General features: G+C 43.1%; 15 protein-coding genes. All 15 read right to left on the reverse strand.

The features are described from left to right. Positions 1-26: 26 nt before the first annotated feature. Positions 27-1,238 carry an acetate kinase gene (locus tag M0R36_02180; protein ID MCK9554612.1) on the reverse strand — a complete coding sequence of 404 codons (1,212 nt, stop codon included), beginning with the start codon at positions 1,236-1,238 and terminating at the stop codon, positions 27-29. A gap of 69 nt (positions 1,239-1,307) precedes the next feature. Beyond that, positions 1,308-2,660, reverse strand: a complete 1,353-nt coding sequence (locus M0R36_02185) for a sigma-54 dependent transcriptional regulator (protein ID MCK9554613.1) — start codon at positions 2,658-2,660, stop codon at positions 1,308-1,310. After that, positions 2,657-4,015 carry an ATP-binding protein gene (locus M0R36_02190; protein MCK9554614.1) on the reverse strand — a complete coding sequence of 453 codons (1,359 nt, stop codon included), beginning with the start codon at positions 4,013-4,015 and terminating at the stop codon, positions 2,657-2,659. Before M0R36_02190 ends, M0R36_02185 begins: the two co-directional genes overlap by 4 nt. A gap of 103 nt (positions 4,016-4,118) precedes the next feature. Further along, positions 4,119-5,372, reverse strand: a complete 1,254-nt coding sequence (gspF, locus tag M0R36_02195) for a type II secretion system inner membrane protein GspF (GenBank protein MCK9554615.1) — start codon at positions 5,370-5,372, stop codon at positions 4,119-4,121. 20 nt (positions 5,373-5,392) lie between these two features. Beyond that, positions 5,393-7,099, reverse strand: a complete 1,707-nt coding sequence (gspE, locus tag M0R36_02200) for a type II secretion system ATPase GspE (GenBank protein MCK9554616.1) — start codon at positions 7,097-7,099, stop codon at positions 5,393-5,395. Positions 7,100-7,107: 8 nt separating this feature from the next. Further along, the gene (locus M0R36_02205) at positions 7,108-8,175 is read right to left on the reverse strand and encodes a PilT/PilU family type 4a pilus ATPase (GenBank protein ID MCK9554617.1); all 1,068 of its coding nucleotides are present in this window, start codon (positions 8,173-8,175) and stop codon (positions 7,108-7,110) included. Positions 8,176-8,198: 23 nt separating this feature from the next. After that, on the reverse strand, positions 8,199-9,902 hold the full coding sequence (gene gspE / locus M0R36_02210) for a type II secretion system ATPase GspE (GenBank protein MCK9554618.1): 1,704 nt from the start codon (positions 9,900-9,902) through the stop codon (positions 8,199-8,201). Between the two features lie 104 nt (positions 9,903-10,006). Continuing rightward, on the reverse strand, positions 10,007-10,996 hold the full coding sequence (gene tsaD, locus M0R36_02215; GenBank protein ID MCK9554619.1) for a tRNA (adenosine(37)-N6)-threonylcarbamoyltransferase complex transferase subunit TsaD: 990 nt from the start codon (positions 10,994-10,996) through the stop codon (positions 10,007-10,009). Then, the gene (locus M0R36_02220) at positions 10,993-12,090 is read right to left on the reverse strand and encodes a divergent polysaccharide deacetylase family protein (GenBank protein ID MCK9554620.1); all 1,098 of its coding nucleotides are present in this window, start codon (positions 12,088-12,090) and stop codon (positions 10,993-10,995) included. The genes tsaD and M0R36_02220 overlap by 4 nt, the downstream gene beginning before the upstream one ends. Further along, the gene (locus M0R36_02225; GenBank protein ID MCK9554621.1) at positions 12,080-13,387 is read right to left on the reverse strand and encodes a S41 family peptidase; all 1,308 of its coding nucleotides are present in this window, start codon (positions 13,385-13,387) and stop codon (positions 12,080-12,082) included. Before M0R36_02225 ends, M0R36_02220 begins: the two co-directional genes overlap by 11 nt. Positions 13,388-13,406: 19 nt before the next feature. Beyond that, entirely contained in the window at positions 13,407-14,348 is a 942-nt protein-coding gene (locus tag M0R36_02230) for a transketolase family protein (GenBank protein ID MCK9554622.1), read from the reverse strand. A gap of 17 nt (positions 14,349-14,365) precedes the next feature. Continuing rightward, positions 14,366-15,145, reverse strand: a complete 780-nt coding sequence (locus M0R36_02235; protein ID MCK9554623.1) for a transketolase — start codon at positions 15,143-15,145, stop codon at positions 14,366-14,368. A gap of 76 nt (positions 15,146-15,221) precedes the next feature. Further along, on the reverse strand, positions 15,222-16,163 hold the full coding sequence (locus M0R36_02240; protein ID MCK9554624.1) for an SDR family oxidoreductase: 942 nt from the start codon (positions 16,161-16,163) through the stop codon (positions 15,222-15,224). Positions 16,164-16,270: 107 nt separating this feature from the next. Then, positions 16,271-17,191: an HAD hydrolase-like protein gene (locus M0R36_02245; protein ID MCK9554625.1), complete on the reverse strand. Its 921-nt coding sequence runs from the start codon at positions 17,189-17,191 to the stop codon at positions 16,271-16,273. Beyond that, on the reverse strand, positions 17,188-20,634 hold the full coding sequence (locus M0R36_02250) for a discoidin domain-containing protein (GenBank protein ID MCK9554626.1): 3,447 nt from the start codon (positions 20,632-20,634) through the stop codon (positions 17,188-17,190). Before M0R36_02250 ends, M0R36_02245 begins: the two co-directional genes overlap by 4 nt. Positions 20,635-20,648 lie beyond the last annotated feature (14 nt).

Consider the following 20,648-nt stretch of genomic DNA (forward strand, 5'->3'; position numbering starts at 1 on the left):
AGTCCTCATTATTCAAAACATAGATATTACCGGCTTATAAAACCCGATTCCTGTAATACATGGAGCGTATCCTGCGCAATTTTCAAGTCTTCATGTGTGGGGATAACCATTATTCGAGAATTGGATTTATCAGCGCTGACCACCATTTCATTCTTCTCATTTTTGCTTACATCCAGTTCATAGCCCAATGGTTCCAGCCCGCTGCATACTTTTTCCCGCACTACAGGCACATTTTCTCCTATGCCGGCAGTAAAAACCAACGCTTCGACTTTGCCGATTACAGCAGTATACGCGCCTATATATTTTTTAATCCTGTAGCAAAATACATCAAGCGCCGCTTCCGCTTTCTTATTGCCGTCTTTAACAGCCTTTAATATATCCCTCATATCGCTTGTTCCTATCTCAGCCAATCCCAGCAACCCGCTTTTCTTATTCAATAATCGGTCAATTTCATCTCTGGAATACCCTTTATGTTCCATCAGATGAAAAACTATCGCAGGATCGATATCACCGCACCTGGTTCCCATAACCAAACCTTCAAGGGGAGTAAAACCCATACTTGTATCAATTGATTTGCCGTCTTTAACCGCGGTTACGCTGCATCCGTTGCCGAGGTGCACCGAAATTATATTGACGCCATTTTTACTCTCGGGCAACAATTCTGCGCATTTACCCGCAATAAACCTGTGGGATGTGCCGTGGAAACCATATCTCCTTATCCCTTCGTTTTCATATAATTCAATGGGCAAACCGTATAAAAAAGCGTGTTTCGGTATGCTCTGATGAAAAGCGGTATCAAAAACACCGACCTGTTTTATCCCGGGAAACATCTCTTCGCAAGCTACAATCCCCATAAAATTAGGCGGATTATGCAGCGGCGCCAGTTCAAAACAGTTTTTTATAATTCTTTTTATCTCCTGATCTATAAGAACAGGTTTTGATATAAATTCGCCGCCGTGCACTACACGATGGCCTATTGCCTGAATTTCATTCTTCGACTTTATAACTCCGTGTTTCTTATGCAACAGAAATTTTACCGTCTCGGCAAGCGCGTTTTTATAATCACTGCCTTTTACGGATTCCTTTATTTCTTCCTGTCCGTATTTTTTATATTTACATGTAGAGCCTTCCTGCCCGATCCTCTCGATTATACCTTCTGCAAGGACCTTATGCTCAACCATTTCAAAAATGGAAAATTTCAAGGAAGAACTGCCCGCATTAATCACTAAAATATTCATGATAACCCTCTTAATAAACCGTATTTGCCAACCGGATAAAAACAAAGAATATAACAAAATGAAATTACATTAAAGGTTTTTTTCATTTTCAATGTTATGTTCTTTCATCTTTTCCCATAATGATTTTCTGCTGATACCAAGTATTTTCGCCGCAAGAGATTTTTTTCCGCCGGCTTTCTTCAAAACCTCCGCTATATGCCTCGCCGAAAGCTTCTCGACGTAATCCCTGAGTTTCAGATTATCCGCAATTCCGTATAAGGCGTCTTTTTTCTGCGACAGGAACAGGTGCTCCTCTTTCAGCCTTTTGTTTTCTCCCGACAACGCGATTGCCCTTTCGATTGCATTTTCAAGCTCCCTCACGTTTCCGGGCCAGCTATAAGTCATCATCTTTTCAAGAATCCGGGGCTCTATACTGTAATCCACTCCTCTGCCGTACATCTTTATAAAATGTTCCGCCAAAAATTTTATATCCTGCATATGGTCTCTCAGAGGAGGGATGAATATAGGGATCACATTCAAACGATAATATAAATCCTCCCGGAAAAAACCCTTTTCAACTAATTTCCCGAGATCTTTCTTGGTAGCGGCAATGATTCTTATGTCTATATGCACGGTTTCCGTGCCTCCCAGCCTTTCAAAACACCTTTCCTGAAGGACCCTGAGAAGCTTAACCTGAATTTTCGGGCTTATATCATCGATATCATCAAGAAATATCGTGCCTCCGTCCGCCTGTTCAAACCTCCCTATTTTTTTTGCTTTTGCATCCGTATACGCGCCCTTCTCATGTCCGAATAATTCATCTTCAAGAAGTGTTTCGGGAAAAACAGCACAGCTCAGCTTAACAAGCGTTTTTCTTTTTCTTAAGCTTTTCGCATGTATAAGATTTGCCACGAGTTCCTTGCCTGTACCCGATTCACCGCACAGCAAAACAGATGAATCCGCCGGAGCGACCGTTTCAATCAGGTTAAAAATCTCTTTCATTTCCCGGCTGCGGCCTACCAGATTGCCAAATCCGGCATCTCCCGATATTTGTTGCTTTAATTTAAAGTTTTCGACCTTCAGTTCATGCAATTCCTCTATCTTTTTTACTTTCAGGATTACTTCTTCGTTCATAAACGGTTTTACAATATAATCATTCGCGCCCAACTTCATAGCCTGCACAGCCTGTTCAACATCTCCAAACGCCGTAATCAGTATCACCTCCGTCTCGGGCATTTCATCTTTAATGTATTTAAGCAAAGATATACCGTTCATACCGGGCATGCGGATATCGGAAATTACACAGTCGAATTTCCGTTCTTTGAGCATATTAACGGCTTCATTCCCGTTTTCAACGGCAAAGACCGAAAATCCCGATTCTTCAAGGCTGTCTTTCAGCGTCAGCCTTATGCCCTGTTCATCATCAGCTATAAGAATTTTCACGCGTTATCTCCGGCAGAAGGAAATTTAATCACAAATTCCGTCCCGTAATCTTTTTTGCTCCTGACATCAATCATACCGTTATGATTTCTGATTATGTTATGTGTGATAGACAATCCAAGGCCTATTCCCCGGCCTGAGATCTTAGATGTATAGAAAAGGTCGAATATCTTAGGCAGTTCAACATCGTCTATTCCGCAGCCGTTATCCTTAATTTTCACAATCACAAAACCGTTTTCCGTTTCAGTGCTTATCTCTATTTTCCCCCCTTCGGAAACCGCGTCAACCGCATTAAGCAGGAGGTTAAGGAAGGCCTGCTGCAAATCGGACATATCGCCCGTAATTTTAGCACCTGAAATTTTAAACTTTGTTTTAACTTCAACCTGTTTCTCTTCTATCTTGTGCTCTATAAAAGCCAGCGATCTTTCCAATGCTTCGTTAATATTTACAGGCGCCGCGCTTGTTTTGCTCTGAGAAAATTCAAACCTTAAAATTTTTCTTACAGTATCGCGTATTTTCTGCAATCCGCTGTAAACCATATCCAGATATTCAATCTCCTTTGATGAAAGGTCCTGCTGTTTTCTCAATTGGGCAACAGCATTTATCATGCCCCCGAGAGGATTATTAATTTCATGGGCTATACCGGCTGCAAGCTGCCCGGTCGCGGCCAGCCTTTGAGCAATAATCATCTGCCTTTCTTTTTTATCAACTTCATTGTGAAGGCTTTCAAGCTTATTTTGATTTATATCCTTAAGGTTCTGCAGCTCAGTCGTCATCTTATTAAAAACGTTTATAAACGATGATATTTCATCTTGCCCCTTAAAAATTTCTATTGTTTTGCCGTAATCCTCTCTGGATATGCTTTCCAGCCGTTCTCGAAGGCGTTCAAGAGGCCTCAATATAAAACCTGAAATCATCATATACGCGGCCCATGATATTACAAGCATGCTCAATATAAAAATCAGTATTGAAAAATTAAAAGTGTTTGCTATTATTTTGCCCGTGAAAGGTTCCCTGTCTATGCCGGCGGAAATAAACAACGAGTTTTTATTATTCGAAACATAGATATCGCTGCCAGGCCTTATCAGGCTATTTTCCTTTTCGCTGACATTCACATTTACTATATAAGGGAACTTCTCGGACAGGGAAGCGAGTTTCTGATTCGCGGCATCGGGAAGGTTTATATCCGATACATTTAATCTGATGATTTCTTCCGCAAGACCGCTAAAATCCGAAACCGTGTTCCTCTCTATGATAAGCGCCTTTGTATAGAGGGCTGTGAAATAGGCAATGAACAAACCGCAAATAAGCACCATAAAAGCAAAGATAACAATTATAAACTTCTGTTTCAGGCTCATGGAATAGAAGACCCCGAGAAGCAAATACCAAAACAAGAGGATTCAGGAATAAGCTTTCTCGTTTTGTGCCCGCCTCTTTTATAAGTATCAAAAACCTGTTTTGCTATCCTGAAAGCTTCTGGATTAAAGCAATTAAAGGTAAAAACAGAGCTATGACAATAAAACCGACTATCACGGCCAATGAGACAATCAGCACAGGTTCCAAAAGAGAAGTCAACCCGGCAACCGCATTATCAACATCCTCATCATAATTGTCGGCTATTTTTATCAACATTTCCGCAAGTTCACCTGTTTCTTCGCCGACGTCTATCATACTTACGACAACAGGCGGGAAAACTTTACTCTGCTTCAGCGGTTCTACTATCGATTCTCCTTCCCTGATGCTGTCATGGACACTTTCGACAGCCGTTGATATCACTTCATTACCGACAGTATCTTTTACTATCGACAGCGCCTGCAGAATGGGAACTCCGCTCGTAATCAGCGTGCCGAGTGTTCTGGTAAACCGCGCAATCGCGACTTTCCTCACCAGCGACCCGAAAACCGGAGCATTGAGTTTCAGAGAGTCCATGGCAAACTTTCCTTTTTTGGTTTTCGCGATTAATTTTATCGAAACTACTATTCCCGCAATGGCTATAATAGGGACATACCAGTTCTCAATGCAAAAATCACTGGCATTAATCAAAAATTGTGTAACAGGCGGTAGCTCAAGTTTCATATCCTTAAACATATCTCCGAACTTGGGCACGATAAAAGCCATAAGGAAAGCCAATACGCCAAGAGCCACTATTATAACGAAAGCGGGATATATCATAGCCGATTTGACCTTAGCCTTCAGTTTTTCGCTTTTCTCCATAAAATCGGCAACCCTGTTCAGAACAAGCTCGAGAACTCCTCCCGCTTCGCCCGCTTTTACCATATTTACGAATAACTTTGAAAAAATCTTCGGATAATGAGCCAGCGCTTCGGAAAAGGTGCTGCCCCCTTCAACCATATCCGAAAGTTCGTTTACGGTTCTCTTCAATGTCGCGTTCTTCTCCTGACTCTTCAATACATTAAGACACCTTAAGAGCGGAAGCCCGGCATCAATCAATGTCGCAAGCTGTCTTGTGAACATAGCAAGATTTTTGCTTTTTACACCGCCGCCGAGAAAACTGAGTTCCATCTGCATAAAACTTTTCTTTCCCTGCTGAGGAGAACCCATCACCGGTTTTTTTGCATCCTGCTGTGTAACTTTAGTGGGAAATAAACCTTTATCTCTTAATTTCGCGATAGCATCATTGACATTGCTCGCATCAATTGTCCCGTGAATCTCTTTCCCCTTGGAATCCATGGCATTATAATTAAACATTCCCATATCGTTATCCTCCGAAGGATTTAACTGATTTCAGTCCACAAAGCCACTTCTTCTATGGTCGTGTCCCCGTCAAACAATTTTATCATGGCATCTTCATGCAAAGTCCTCATTCCGAGTTCTTTCGCTTTTTCTTTTATTGCCACCGCGGGGGCTTTTTCCATAATAAGTTCCCTTATTTCATCCGTTATGATAAGAAGCTCAAATATCCCCGCTCTACCCTTATATCCGGTATTGTTGCAGTTATCACAACCTTTACCGAAATAGAATTTTTTCCCTTTTACTTCATCGGGAGTCAATCCCACCTGTATAAGCATCTCTTCAGTCGGTTCAAACTCGGTTTTACATTTCGTACAAGTCGTTCTTACCAGCCGCTGCGCAAGAATCGCCTGGAGCGTCGACGTTATAAGGAACGGTTCAACATTCATATCTATCAGCCTGGTAATACTTCCTGACGCATCGTTGGTATGGAGCGTGCTGAAGACCAAATGTCCTGTCAGGGACGCCTGGATAGCAATTTCCGCCGTTTCAAGGTCGCGGATTTCCCCAACCATTATTTTATCGGGGTCCTGCCTCAATATGCTCCTGAGACAGCGGGCAAAGGTCAATCCTATTTCTTCTCTTATGGCTACCTGGATAATACCTTCTATATCATATTCAACGGGATCTTCCGTTGTTATAAGTTTTTCTTCTATCTTGTTTATTTTCCGGAGGCAGGAATATAACGTGGTTGTTTTCCCCGAACCTGTCGGACCTGTTACTATAACAATACCGTTTGGTTTGATTATCAAATCTTCAATAATTTTCATGGTGTCTTCTTTGAGTCCAAGCGCCTCGAGGTCAAGCTGGACATTGCTTCTGTCAAGAACTCTCATAACGACACTTTCGCCGAATTGCGTCGGAAGCGTGGAAATTCTCAAATCAACATTTCTTCCGCTTATATTCAACTGTATCCTGCCGTCCTGGGGAAGCCGCCTTTCCGCAATGTCAAGGTTCGCCATAACTTTTATTCTTGAGGTTATGGCCAGCGCCAGATGTTTAGGGGGCGGAACCATCTCATACAAAACTCCGTCTATCCTATAACGTATTTTAAATTCATCCTCGAAAGGTTCAAAATGGATATCGCTCGCCCTGTCTTTAATAGCCTGAATTAAAACAAGATTGAGGAGCCTTACTACGGGCGCTTCGCTCGCCAGTTCTTTCAGGCTTGTAAGGTCCATATTCTCCGAATCTTCAACCGAACCTGAAGGCATTTCTTCTTCTATCTCTTCCAAAAGTTCCGTAAATGTCTCGGTCTCATCTCCATAATATTTTTTAATAGCATCCTCTATATCCTGTTTGTTGCTGATAGCGCCTTTTATATCCATATCAATCATAAATCTCAAGTCATCAAGCATATTGGGATTGAGAGGATCCGCCATAGCAATAATCAAAGTATTGCCTCTTAATTCACAGGGTAAAATTTCATACAGCCTCGCCATATTTGAAGGAATCTTATCTATAACTTCTTTGGGGATCTCGGCTTTTTTTAAGTTAACTGTTTCCATGCCGAGTTCCTGGCCGAGAGCCATTATAATATCTTCTTCCGAAACATACCCGAAATCAACAAGAACATGTCCGAGCAGCCTGCCGGTACGCTCATGTTCATCTTTGGCTTCTCCAAGCTGTTCCTTTGTAATAAGCCCTCTCTCAACCAAGAGCTGTCCTAAAAAAATACTGTCGGTGGTCATCCTGTGTCTTACCTCTTGCCCTTGTTAAGTTTCTCGATAATTTCACCCGGGTCCTGAGCATATGCTATCAAATCCTCATACCTGATAAGATTGGCCCTGTAAAGTTCATACAGATGGGCATCAAGCGTATGCATTCCGAGTTTCTGTCCGGTCTGAAGATCCGAAACGATTCTGAAAGTTTTCTTCTCCCTGATATGAGCCCTTATCGAATCTGTGGCAATCATAACCTCAAAGGCGGCGATTCTGCCTTTGCCGTCGGCTTTTACCAATAACTGCTGGGATATCACAGCCTGGATGGACGCCGCAACCTGCTGTCTTATCTGCTCCTGCTGATTTGCGGGAAACGCATTGATTATCCTATCCATCGTCCTGACCGCGCCCGTCGTATGTAACGTCGCAAAGACAAGGTGCCCGGTTTCCGCCGCTGTTATCGCAGCCTCCATCGTGGTAACATCTCTCATTTCACCTACAAGCACTACATCCGGGTCCTGCCTTAATGCTCTCCTCAGCGCTTCGGAAAAGGATGGGACATCCACCCCTATTTCTCTTTGTGTTACAATACAGTTTTTGTGCTTATGATAATATTCAATAGGATCTTCAATAGTTATAATATGCGCTTTCCTCTCATCATTAATAAAGTCGATCATGGTGGCAAGCGTCGTGGTTTTTCCCGACCCGGTCGGGCCTGTAACCAGAACAAGTCCTCTCGGTTTATACAAAAGGTCTTTAAGTCCGGGGCCAAGCCCTATTTCTTCAAAACTCATAAGTTTAGACGGTATCAACCTCAAGCTTAATGCATACCTGCCTTTCTGACGGTAAACACTTACCCTGAACCTTGCCTGTTCTCCGAATCCGAAACCGAAATCGGTGCCACCCTCTTCTCTCACCCTCTGGATATGGACTTCGGATGTCACGGCTTTCATAAGACGTTCCGTGTCTGCGGGCGTAAGTTTTTCCCCTTCGATAGGGCACAGTTCCCCATCCATCCTTAAAACGGGCGGAGAATCAACGGTTATATGAAGGTCCGAAGCACTCTCATCCACAACCAACTGCAGAAGATCTTTCATCTCATACATATTTTTTCCCTCTCAAATTCATACTATTCAATATCCATCTGTGTAATGCGAAAAACTTCATCCAAAGTAGTAATCCCGCCCAAAACTTTTCTTATACCGTCTTCCCGCAAAGTTCTCATCCCCACTTCTCTTGCTTTCTGCCTTATAACTCCGCTCGTACATTTCTGATATATCATCTTTCTTATTTCATCATTGACTATCAGCAACTCATAGATTCCTATTCTTCCTCTATATCCCGTATTGTTACACTCGCTACAGCCGGCGCCTTTATAAAATTTCATATCTTTTATTTTCTCAGGGTCAAGTTTCGCGGCGGACATTTCATACTCGCTGGGCTTATATTCCTGTTTACACGCATTACAGATTTTCCTGACCAGCCTCTGAGCTAAAATAGCCTGTACGGAAGACGCAACCAGGAACGGTTTAACACCCTGGTCTATCAGCCTCGTAATGGCCCCCGATGAATCATTGGTATGAAGCGTGGAAAATACCAAATGACCTGTCAGGGACGCCTGTACCGCAATATTTGCCGTTTCAATATCACGGATTTCACCGATCATTATAACATTGGGAGCCTGCCTTAATATTGATCTCAGCACATTTGCGAATGTAAGACCTATATCCTCATTAACCTGCACCTGATTTATCCCTGACAGCATATACTCGACAGGGTCTTCAACCGTTATAATTTTTCTGTCAGGCCGGTTTATATAATTCAGAGCGCCGTACAGCGTCGTGGTTTTTCCGCTGCCGGTAGGGCCTGTTATAAGCAATATCCCGTTGGGGAGAGCTATGAGACTTTCAAAAGTTTCCTGGTCGTCGGCAAAAAATCCGAGTTCGGAAAGGCCCAGGAGAAGGCTTGATTTGTCAAGCAGCCTCAATACAACACTTTCCCCGTGATTGGCGGGCAGGGACGAAACACGCAAATCTATCTCTTTTCCCATCAGATTGATTTTTATCCTGCCGTCCTGAGGAAGCCGTTTTTCGGCAATAGACATATTGGACATAATTTTTATTCTCGAAATAATGGAACCCTGAAGTCTTTTGGGCGGAGACTGCATTTCATGAAGGACACCGTCTATTCTGTAACGGACCCTGAATTTTCTTTCCAGCGGTTCCAGATGAATATCGCTTGACCTCATCTTGAACGCTTCTAAAATCAGCAAACTTACAAGTTTTATAACGGGAGCTTCTTCGGCTACTCCTTCTTCTTCCGCATTGCGCGTTTTTTCATCTAAAAAAGTTATATCCCCCTCGCTGAGTTCGGCAATCATTTTATCCACTGTTTCTTCGGTAACTCCATAGTATTTATCAAGAGCCGCCAGGATGTCCTCTTTTGTGGCTACTACCCCTTCTATATTACACTTCAGAACAAAACTTAAATTATCAAATATATCCGCATCAGTGGGTTCGAACAGCGCAACCGTAAGAGTGTCTCCTTTCTTTTTGATGGGAACAATCTTGTACTTTTTTGCGGTTTCGGGCGGGATTAATTTTATTATGTCCTTGGGAATATCTATATCGCTTAACTGGATGAACTCCATTCCGAATTGGACTGCCAGAGCTTTAAGAATGTCAATTTCCCTGCACAAACCGAGCTCAACAAGGGCTTCCTGAAAACTTTTTCCTGTTTTGACAGAATGTTCCTTGGCCTTTTCAACGGATTCTTCATCAACCAGGCCGACATCCATCAGAATACTGGCAATATAATCACTTTGTTGGGTCATAAATATCCATCAAAATTTTAAAATAGAAATAAAAGCAAAGCCAAAAGAATCAGAAAGACCGTTACAAAAATGTAACATGTCTCACCTATAAGTTCAACTAATTACTATATTTTCAGATTGGGGTCTGCATGAAATCCGCCGTTCAGGCCTCTTCTGATAATTTCAAATCCCAAGCCGGCAACCATCGCCGCATTGTCAGTACACAAATCTAAAGGAGGGATAAAAAGCTCTATATTGTTTTTTTCACAATCTATCGAAAATTTCTCTCTCAGCCTGCTGTTGCATGCGACCCCTCCGCCTAAAATTATTCTGTTTATGCCGTATTTAAAGGAAGCCTTTATGGTCCTGGAAACAAGAACATCCGCTACCGCTTCCTGGAAAGATGCGGCGATAGACGGAATGTCCAGCCCGGATTTTTCGTTATCTTTCACATAATATAAAACCGCCGTTTTCAATCCGCTGAAACTGAAAAAATAAGGGTTCTTCTTCACTCTTGCTCTTGGAAAATTAATTAAAGAAGGGTTTCCCCCCGCGGCAATTTTTTGTATTGCGGGCCCGCCCGGATATTCAAGCCCCAAAAGTTTGGCGACTTTATCAAACGCTTCACCCGCAGCATCATCAACTGTCGTGCCCAATAGCTCATATTCGTCAATATCTTTCGCTATACCGAGTAATGTGTGGCCTCCGGAAACAAGAAGCCAGATAAAAGGCATTTTTAAAGAATCTTCCGAAAGGAAATTCGCATACACATGCGCATGCAGGTGATTGACGCCTGCAAGGGGTTTTTTTATAGATTCGGCAAATGCTTCGGCAAAAGAAATGCCTACCAATAATGCTCCAATCAAACCCGGGCCCCTGGTAACAGCTACACCGTCTATATCCGAAACTTTTATGCCGGCAGACTGTATCGCGATATCCACAATGTTCCCTATGCTTTCAAGATGAGCCCTGCTGGCTATTTCAGGGACAACACCCCCGAATCTCCTGTGTATATCGACCTGTGAAGAAATGATATTGGATAATATTTTTTTACCTCCGGAGACCACGGCGGCTGAAGTTTCATCACAGGAAGTTTCAATACCTAATATTTTCAATATCCATCCCCTATTATTACCATTTCGGACGCGGGAACGATTTTTAAATCATTATATTTTATCACATCCAGATAAGAAATCAGAATCTTCAGCGTCTGTTCGCGGTAATGCCCAATACCAACCGCTTTGCCTTCCTTTTTTGACAGCCTTATTAAATTTTCAAAAGCATCCCTTATCGCTTTATCTTCTTTGACATTGTCCAGGAAAATATCCCTTTTTATGACAGGACACCCGATTTCTTCCGCAACCTCACAGATGACGGAACTACTTGAGGTAAGGCTGTCGACAAAGAAAAGACCTTTTTCATCCGTTTGCTTCAGAACCGTCCTGATAAGATTCTTTGCCCCGCAGGCTTTTGATCCCATATGATTATTTATTCCGGCGGCAAAAGGAACGGATTCAAGGTTTTTTTCCAGAGTTTCCCTTACCTCCTGTTCATTCATATCCGAAAGGATTACCCCTTTACCCGCATCAACTGTCATGGATTCAGGCTCCATCGGACAATGAAGCATAACTTCAAAACCCATTGAGTTCAATTTAGCCGCGCTCTCTTTCGAATACCGCAGGTGCGGAAGCACGGCACAGTCAACAGGTTCTTTTATTTTTTCAAGCAGACGGAAATAATTCAAACTGTTGCCGAAATCATCGATTATTATGGCCACGTAACCCGAATATACGCGGTTGAACCTCAAAACCCCCGTTTTCTTCCTTTTAATGAAAATAAGATGTTTTTCAAAACACCCAGTCCCATCCGACAGCTCTATCTTTTTCGCCGGCTGAACTTTCGCCCCGGATCTGACGAATATGCTTTTCAAGCCGTCCGTTATATCCTTTGCTAAATAATCCTCAGAGGGTTTCAGAAAAATATCGACACAAAAACCCGTATTCCTCTTTTCTGCGAAGCTGATTTTATTGGCAATACCTTTCTGGCGGAGGTATAAAGAAACTTCTTCCACAAGTTTTACCGGCTCTTTTCCGGAAGGCCCGGAGAGCGTTCTTTTTTTCCTGGCGGACAACGATTCTGTTGGGAGAAACAGGATAAAAACCAATAAAATAGTCAGAGAAAAACGGCACAATACGGAATTAGTTAACACTTTTCTCCTTGGCAAAAGAAGCATCCGACAACGTCTTATCAAATATATCCATAGCTTTTAAAAGGTCTATTGCCCTTTGAAGCTGTATGTCTTTGACTTCTTCTTCATCTACTGCATTTTTTTCGGCATTATCAGTCTGTTCACTCTGCTTCAAAGCTTTTTCAAGCTCCGCATATTTCTTTAAAACAAGTTTTACTTCCTCTTCATCAGAAATGTCAACTTCAATATCGGGAATAATTCCCACCCCGTGTATGGTAACTCCGCTGGGAGTAAAATATTTTGCGGTAGTCAACCTTAATGCTGAACCGTCATTCAGGGGTATAACACTCTGCACAGATCCCTTGCCAAATGTTTTTTCCCCTATTAAAATAGCTTTTTTATAGTCCTTAAGCGCGCCCGCAACTATTTCAGAACCGCTTGCAGAACCATTGTTTATAAGCACCGCGATAGGGTATTCTTTATGGGTTGTCCTGTCTTTCGCGTTAAAAACTACGTTTTGCGAAGGCAACTTGCCCTGTATGGACACTATGACTTTGCCGTTTTCCACAAACCTGTCAGCCACTTCAACGGCTGTCTGCAATAACCCGCCGGGATTATTTCTTAAATCAATTATCAATGACTTCATGCCTCTGGTTTCCATATCCGTTAACGCTTTTTCAAAATCTCTGCCTGTATTTTCCTGGAACTGTACAATCCTGATATAGCCGATACTATTCTCAAGTATTTTGGCATCTTTAATGCTTTCGACTTTTATGATGTCCCTTACAACATCAAAATCCAATACTTTTTGATTTGACCTTAATACAACAATATGCACTTTTGTGCCCGGCTTTCCCCTCAGCTTGCTGACGGCTTTCATTAAAGTCATATCCTTCGTGCTTTCACCGTCGATTTTAATTATTTTGTCGCCGGTTTTTAAACCTGCGCGCTCGGCAGGCGTTCCTTCCATCGGCGCAATAACCGTAAGCAGGCTATCCCTGACTGTTATTTCTATCCCGAGGCCGCCAAACTCACCTTCCGTTTCAACTTTAATTTCCTTATACATTTCCGGTTCCATGAACTGGCTGTGAGGATCAAGTTCCGCAATAATCCCTTTCATAGCCCCGTAAACAAGCTTTTTCTGGTCAACATCATCAACATAATCTTTCTCAACAATCGCAAAAACAACAGCAAGCTGTTCCATCTGTTTATAAATATCATCGTCAGGCTGGGATGGAGCTTTCTCGCCGTCTAAAGCTGAATAAGATAACGTTGCAATAAGCAAAATTGATGTTATCAATACAAATATCTTTTTCATCAGAGTCTCCTCATAATAATCATTTTTTCATTTTTATGACTTTTCTGGCTCCCTTACATATGTTTTCAGGAGTCATATTATATTCTTTCAAGAGCGACGCCGGCTCACCGGATTGCCCAAAACAATCCCGCGTTCCTATTCTATAGACAGGCAGCGGATGGTTTTCGCTCAAAAATTCACATACAGCCCCGCCCAAACCTCCAATAATACTATGTTCCTCGGCCGTCACCATACAACCGGTTTTCCGGGCATATTTCATTATTATTTCAGTATCAACAGGTTTTATCGTATGCATATCTATTACCGAAGCTTTCACTCCATCTTTTTGCAGGATATCCGCAGCTTTTAAAGCGGCATCCACCATTATCCCGCAGGCAATAATACTTACATCGTCTCCGTCTCTTAACACTTCAGCTTTACCTACCCTGAACTTGTGTTTTGGATCGGTAATCATAGGGACTTTTTCCCGTCCAAGCCTTATATAAAAAGGTCCGGGCGCGGCAGCCGCCGCCAACACCGCATTATGACTTTCATTAGCGTCACACGGAACTATAACCTTCATATTAGGGATGGCTCTCATTATCGCAATATCTTCAAGGCTTTGATGGGAAGAGCCATCCGCGCCTACGGATATTCCTCCGTGCGATGCCACAATTTTGACATTAAGATTCGAATAAGCCACCGTATTTCTTATCTGTTCCCACGGCCTTCCGGTAGCAAACAGGGCAAAACTGCTGGCAAAAACAATCTTTCCGCAGGTTGAAAGCCCCGCAGCAACATTAATAAGATTTTGCTCGGCTATTCCGATATTTAAAAATCTATCAGGAAAATGCTTCCTGAATTTCGCGGTTTTTGTCGAAGCAGATAAATCAGCGTCCAAAACAACAATATTTTTATTGTTTTTGCCTATTTCTACAAGCGCTTCCCCATACGCATCCCTGGTTGCTTTTAACTCAGTCATCAATAACTCCTGAACAATTATGGGTTCATTTTATCCAATACTTCTTTAAGTTTAACCGAAGCGTCCTTGCCTTCTTCTTCTGTAGGTGCCTTTCCATGAAAACCAACAACATTCTCCATAAAATAGACACCTTTTCCTTTTACCGTTTTCGCAATTATAGCTGAAGGTTTACCGTCGTTTGAGGACCGAGCCCATTCCCAGGCGTCAAAAATCTCATTAAAATTATGTCCATCAATAGGCCTTGTCTTCCATCCGAAAGCCCGGAATTTATCTTCTATCGGGTAAGGACTCATCACTTCTTCCAGCCTGCCGTCAATCTGAAGTCCGTTATTATCAACCGCAATCATCAAATTGTCCAATTTATAATGGGCCGCTGCCATAGCCGCTTCCCAAACCTGGCCTTCCTGTAATTCTCCGTCTCCTAAAAGAGCGTAAACCCCGTAATCCTTTTTGTCCAATTTGCCGGCGATAGCCATCCCGACAGCCACGGATAAACCCTGCCCCAATGACCCTGTAGATATATCTATCCCGGGGACTTTTCTCATATCAGGATGCCCCTGTAAAATGGATCCAATCCGGCGCAGCGTGGATAATTCCTTTTTAGGGAAAAACCCGATATCGCTTAAGATACTGTATATGGCGGGAGCGGCGTGCCCCTTGGACAGTATAAATCTGTCTCTGTCCTCCCACCCGGGATTTTCAGGTCTTATATTCATCACACAGTAATATAATACGGCAATCAAGTCCACCGCGGACAATGAACCGCCCGGATGACCTGAGCCCGCTTTTGTTATCATTTCCACAATACTGAGCCTGAGTTCCGCCGTTTTCCGCTTTAAAAAACTTTCATCGAATTTCACGTTACAAACCTTTCTAATGCTGTTTTATCTTTTCTTCAAACCATTTTATGGTTTTCATCAGCCCTTCCTCAAGGATTATCAGCGGTTTCCAACCCAATTCCTGCGCCGCTTTCGAAATATCAGGCCTTCGCACTTTCGGATCATCCACAGGTAATTCTTTTTTGACAACGGCACTTGCCGACCCGGTTAATTCAATAACCTTACGGGCAAAATCCATAACTGTCATCTCATCAGGATTGCCGAGATTGACAGGATCGTTCAGAGTCGAACTGGCAAGAAGAAATACACCGTGAATCAAATCCGAAACATAGCAAAAACTTCTTGTCTGCCTGCCGCTTCCGAAAACTGTCAGCGGGCTGTTCTGTAAAGCCTGGCAGATAAAAGCCGGGACCACTCTTCCGTCGTTAATTCTCATCCTTGGCCCGTAGGTATTGAATATCCTGACAATTTTGGTATCGACACTATGCGTTCTGTGATAAGCCATGACCATCGCCTCGCCAAAACGCTTTGCTTCATCATACACGCCTCTGGGGCCTATCGGATTGACATTACCCCAGTAAGTTTCGGGCTGGGGGTTAACAAGCGGGTCACCGTAAATTTCAGAAGTAGAGGCAAGCACATAACGCGCTTTTTTATCTTTCGCCAAACCAAGCGTTTTATGAGTTCCCAAAGAGCCGACTTTCAATGTCTGGATAGGAAACTCCACATAATCAATCGGAGAAGCGGGGGATGCGAAATGAAAAACAAAATCTATTTCGCCTTTTATCGAAATCTCCTGTGTGACATCCTGTTCTATTAACTTAAAATTCTTCTCTTGCCCGAGATGTTCTATGTTGTTCCTGGAGCCCGTAATAAAATTATCTATACAAATCACTTCATGATTCTCTTTTATAAGATAATCACAAAGGTGGGAACCGAGAAAACCGGCTCCTCCAGTAACAACCGAACGGACCATAATAAGAACTCCGGAAATCCAATCTATAAATTACAATATTTAAAATACAAGCAAAAGAATATACATTATATTTTCATCATGCCGCAATTATCAACAAAAAATTATTTTTATGCATCAATAACCTCGAATACCTGCTCCGGCGCGTGCATAATATATCTGGCCCCCGCCGCAATAAGTTTTTCAGCCGCTTTTTCAGGTTGGTTCAGGGCATAGACGCAACCTACGGGGATAACTTCATATTTTCTGCAATTAACCGCTGATATCATATCATCCGTAGTATCGCCGAAATAATAAATTTTGCCCGAACAGCTGCTTTTGCTGATAACTTTTTCAATAATATGGGGATTCGGCTTGGACAGCCCCTGCTTACCGAGACTTTTCTCATCTTTTCCTACGTCGTCGTCGTTTATCACCACAGAAAAATATTTGCCTATCGAGAACCTTTTCATAACCATACCGCACTCATACGCGTCCCTGCCGGTTGCGACAGAGAGGGCAAGAACTTTCCGCAGCTGATCCAGGAGAGCAGATGTAAACAGCAATTTCTCTTTTATAAAAAATCCTTCCTGCCTGTTAAATTCAGGTTCAAGTCCAAAACGCTGCCTGAATTTCTCCGCGCCGAAATAATACTCCTGAAAAATCCTTTTTATAACATTGCCGCCGCATACATCGCCCGAATACTTTACTCCCGGAGGCACCCCTCCCAGCACTTTTTCAACCGCTGGAAATCCGCCGCCGTTCATCTTAACAGACTTCAGAAACTCATCCAGTCCGGACTTAATGTCATTCCTGCTTACTGAAACGACGTAACTGATGATTGAGGCCGTAAGGTCCCAATCGTTATTAAATCCGCCGCACTCCTTAAAAGAGCTGACAACCGCGTCATTAACGGTAAAAGGTATGCGGAAATCCAACTTTAAATATTCCGTCAAATAAGTAAGGGTTGTCTGGACTATGGCTTTCCTGTACGATTCTCTCACATCAACCAGAACACCGTCTATATCAAAAATTCCCAAACCGGCTTTCAAAGGGTTACCTCAATCTTTGCCGGGACAGAACCGAATTGTACGCTGTTATCTGATATTTCAACAGGTTTCCCGTTTAGTGACGCTTTGACTGCCCTGAATCCGGCAGGAAGCAGAATCAAAAATCCTTTTGGAGGCCTGGCATCCCCGCTGAATTCAAACACTATCTTATTCTGCCTCTTTTCCGCAGAATAACTTATTTTCCCGTACATAGTCGAAAGACTTGAAACTCTTATTCCTTTATCAAACCATTCCGGCAGAATCCCGGATCCTGTAATCAGCATTTCTCCTTTTTCATACACCAGCATTGTTCTTACGGCGCTTATGTAACCGGAGCCTACCCATGTATGCGGCATATCTCCGATATATGAAGGCGCTCTGGGGTCTGCGTGCACTACTTCGGCGAAATGGTTCCACGCAAAAGGCCTGACTGAATCCGTAATAAAATATTTTAGCATATTGACCGCTCTTTCTCTATCATTCATTCTCAGAAAGGCGTCCGCAGATCTTACTTCGTACGGGGTAAAAGTGGCCGCTCCTCCCGGTAACAGTCTTTTACTGAAATCCTCATAATATTTATCGAAGGTATATCGCAGCGGTTCCTTCGGCAATAAATCCTCTTCACCGCATGCCATAACAGCTATGGCTGTTGAGGTAGCGTCAAAGTCCCCTTTTTCAACGCAACCGGGAATATATTTAATGCCGTCACGCTGCATTACCCGGTCAATCGATGAGTACAGGCACCGGCGGAAATCCAGCTCCTCGTCAGTCAACCATTTTAAATCCGAACTCCTGTTAAGCGCCTGCGCCAGATGAATACCGTCTTTCAGCCCTCTCAGATACCAGAAATCGTCCCAATAACTGTGAACCGCCGGAAAATATCCCTCATGGCTGTTTGATTTCGGCAATATCCCATAAAAAGGCGTGTCTTTCAAAGATTCAATCTTATTCTCAGCCCGGAGCGAAGCGGCAAACCTCAGGGCCCTGATAACCGCGGGGTATAATCTTTCAAGATACATCGTATCTTTGCTGTAATCATAATACTGCCTGACCAGGAAAACATATTCCCCCTGGCTGTCATATTCATGGCCCTCTCCGCTCTTATCAGCATTAAAGCCGACAGGATTTTTCCCGTTAAAGAAAATCCAGGGGACCCATCCGGAATCACCTATCATAGGAGTAACCGCATCGATATATTTTTTAACTTCATCCGTCAACCCCGCTCTCAGCAGCGCAACACATGTCATGGTCCCGTCTCTCACCCATGAATGGTCATAGTTTCTTGGGCCGGGTTTGATAAAAGGCCCGTCTTTATTTATAAGTATATAAGCTACATTGCTTTTCATTATGTCAATAAACCTCTGTTCCGGAATCCCGATATCATATTTATCCAGAATAGTGTGCCAGTATTTCCTTCGAGCCTGCCATTCGCTGTTAAAATAACCGCTCTTATCGGCGGTTTCGATCCAATCCTGAAAACGCGAACCGGCATGTAACGGAAACAACAAAATAACATCTTTCGATTCTCCGGCTTTAAGTTTTATATCAAACAACAAACCCGCGCTTACTTTCCCCTCGGGATCAACGGCATTTTTAGCCGGCGGAACATTAAAATCACCGATATACTCCGATATGTCCCCTTCCGCAAGCGCCGCCGCTCCGAATCTATCCGGTTTTACCAACGGCACCAGCGCAGTCCTTCCGTTGATGATTAAAGACACCAGACCGTCTTTCTCAATAAAATCCGCCGAATTTATCGGAGAAAATCCGCCGTGCTGCCAGACGGGATTCAACTGCACGGGCCTGATACCCAATATTAACTTCGACGATAAATCCGCGGGCGAATTGTTTCTAACCGTATATTTAACCGCCGCGTAAGAATGTGAGACATCTCCCGCTGAAAGCACCGATATTTCGATATCCCAATCTTCCCCTTCCCATATCACCGAAGGCATCGGCAGATATGAATCTTTCAGATACTGATGCAGCCTCACATCAGACCAGGTGTAAACTTTGCCGTCGTTACATAGAAAAGGCATTATGCTGAAACTGTTAATTTTCGGTTCAAATGTGCCCGTTTCCCCGATAAGGGATTCATGTTCATCATTAATAACGCCGGAAACAGTCCAGAACTCCTGTTTTCTTCTTAACCACATAGGGAAAAAGCCTTCTCTCAGGTCTTTAGCCAATGCCTGATAATTTTTAACCGGAGTAGCCTGTTCTTCCCCGCTTTTAAGCTCGAATTCCGCAATTTCGCAGGCTCCTGATTTTCCGGGTTCCAAAAGACAGAATCTTATGAAATTCGCATTCCGGGCATTAAAAAAAATCCAATCCCTGGCTCCGTTCCCTTTTTCTTCAAGAAAAACCCTTTTCCATTCTCTGCCATCTGTAGAGACTTCAACGGCATACGACCGGGCGTAATTTTCCCCCCAAAGTATTTCCACACCGCCCAGATTAAATGTCCGCGGCAATTTTACAGTCAGGCATTCATCCTCTTCAGCCATCGATTTCCAATACGTGTCCTTATCTCCATCCGCGGCAAATTCAGGTTTATATTCACTGCCCGGACTTTCAGCAATAAATTTTAACGCATCCTGTTCGCGGAAAAATTCAATTTCAAAAATAGAATATCCCCATCCTGTCCCTCTCTGATAACCTTCCATTTTGAAGAATTTCGCTTTCACCGGCTTGAAAAAAATTATATCCGTTTTTCCGTCCCCGTCCGATGTTTCATAAACTTTTTCCCAGTTTTCGCCGTCTGATGATACCTGCAAGGCGTACTTTTCGCCAAAGGCCGTTTCCCATATGATTTTTGCGCCGGCGAGTATGATTTCGTCTTCAAATTCCCCGACCCACCATTCATCATCGGTAAAGCTGCTGCTCCATCTTGTCTTGAAATCTCCGTCAACCGCTCGTTGCGGATCGTATGCTCCGTCACCCGAAGAAGCCGAGGCATGGATTTTCACAGGATCCGGCTCGTTGAACATAATCTCAAATAGTGAACTACCCCATTTGGTGGCTCTTTTCAGGCACATTATTTTTATAAATCTCGCTTCAGCGGGTTCAAACCTGATAATCTCCTTGCCCCCCGCCGAATCGTTTTTCGAAACGATATCTTTCCATCCCTGCCCATCGGCAGAAAAAAGTATTTTGTAATCCGACGGATACGCATCTTCCCAATAAATCGTGATTTTACCGATCGTTTTAATCCCGCCTAAGTCTATTTCAAGCCATTCCCCGTCATTAAACCGGCTGCTCCACCTTGTAGCCAGGTCCCCGTCAATCGCGCAGGACGCCCTAAAATCATTCTCCTGAGATGACGCAAAGGCTTTCCAGTTATCTCTGTCGATAACAGGATACAAACCCGCGGAAAAACATTCACATGAAAAAATTACCGCCAAACAAAACAAAGCCGCTTTGAGGCTTCTTCCGAATATATCCTTCATTAATCCTCCCGGAT

The sequence above is a fragment of the bacterium genome (genome assembly GCA_023228325.1).
Taxonomy (GTDB): Bacteria; Auribacterota; UBA6266; order UBA6266; family UBA6266; genus UBA6266.

Excerpts from the sequence above, each read along its gene's own strand:
- M0R36_02180 (MCK9554612.1), bottom strand. The coding sequence starts at position 1,238 with ATGAATATTTTAGTGATTAATGCGGGCAGTTCTTCCTTGAAATTTTCC.
- M0R36_02190 (MCK9554614.1), bottom strand. The coding sequence starts at position 4,015 with ATGAGCCTGAAACAGAAGTTTATAATTGTTATCTTTGCTTTTATGGTG.
- gspF (MCK9554615.1), bottom strand. The coding sequence starts at position 5,372 with ATGGGAATGTTTAATTATAATGCCATGGATTCCAAGGGGAAAGAGATT.
- gspE (MCK9554616.1), bottom strand. The coding sequence starts at position 7,099 with ATGACCACCGACAGTATTTTTTTAGGACAGCTCTTGGTTGAGAGAGGG.
- M0R36_02205 (MCK9554617.1), bottom strand. The coding sequence starts at position 8,175 with ATGTATGAGATGAAAGATCTTCTGCAGTTGGTTGTGGATGAGAGTGCT.
- gspE (MCK9554618.1), bottom strand. The coding sequence starts at position 9,902 with ATGACCCAACAAAGTGATTATATTGCCAGTATTCTGATGGATGTCGGC.
- M0R36_02225 (MCK9554621.1), bottom strand. The coding sequence starts at position 13,387 with ATGAAAAAGATATTTGTATTGATAACATCAATTTTGCTTATTGCAACG.
- M0R36_02230 (MCK9554622.1), bottom strand. The coding sequence starts at position 14,348 with ATGACTGAGTTAAAAGCAACCAGGGATGCGTATGGGGAAGCGCTTGTA.
- M0R36_02235 (MCK9554623.1), bottom strand. The coding sequence starts at position 15,145 with ATGATAACAAAAGCGGGCTCAGGTCATCCGGGCGGTTCATTGTCCGCG.
- M0R36_02240 (MCK9554624.1), bottom strand. The coding sequence starts at position 16,163 with ATGGTCCGTTCGGTTGTTACTGGAGGAGCCGGTTTTCTCGGTTCCCAC.
- M0R36_02250 (MCK9554626.1), bottom strand. The coding sequence starts at position 20,634 with ATGAAGGATATATTCGGAAGAAGCCTCAAAGCGGCTTTGTTTTGTTTG.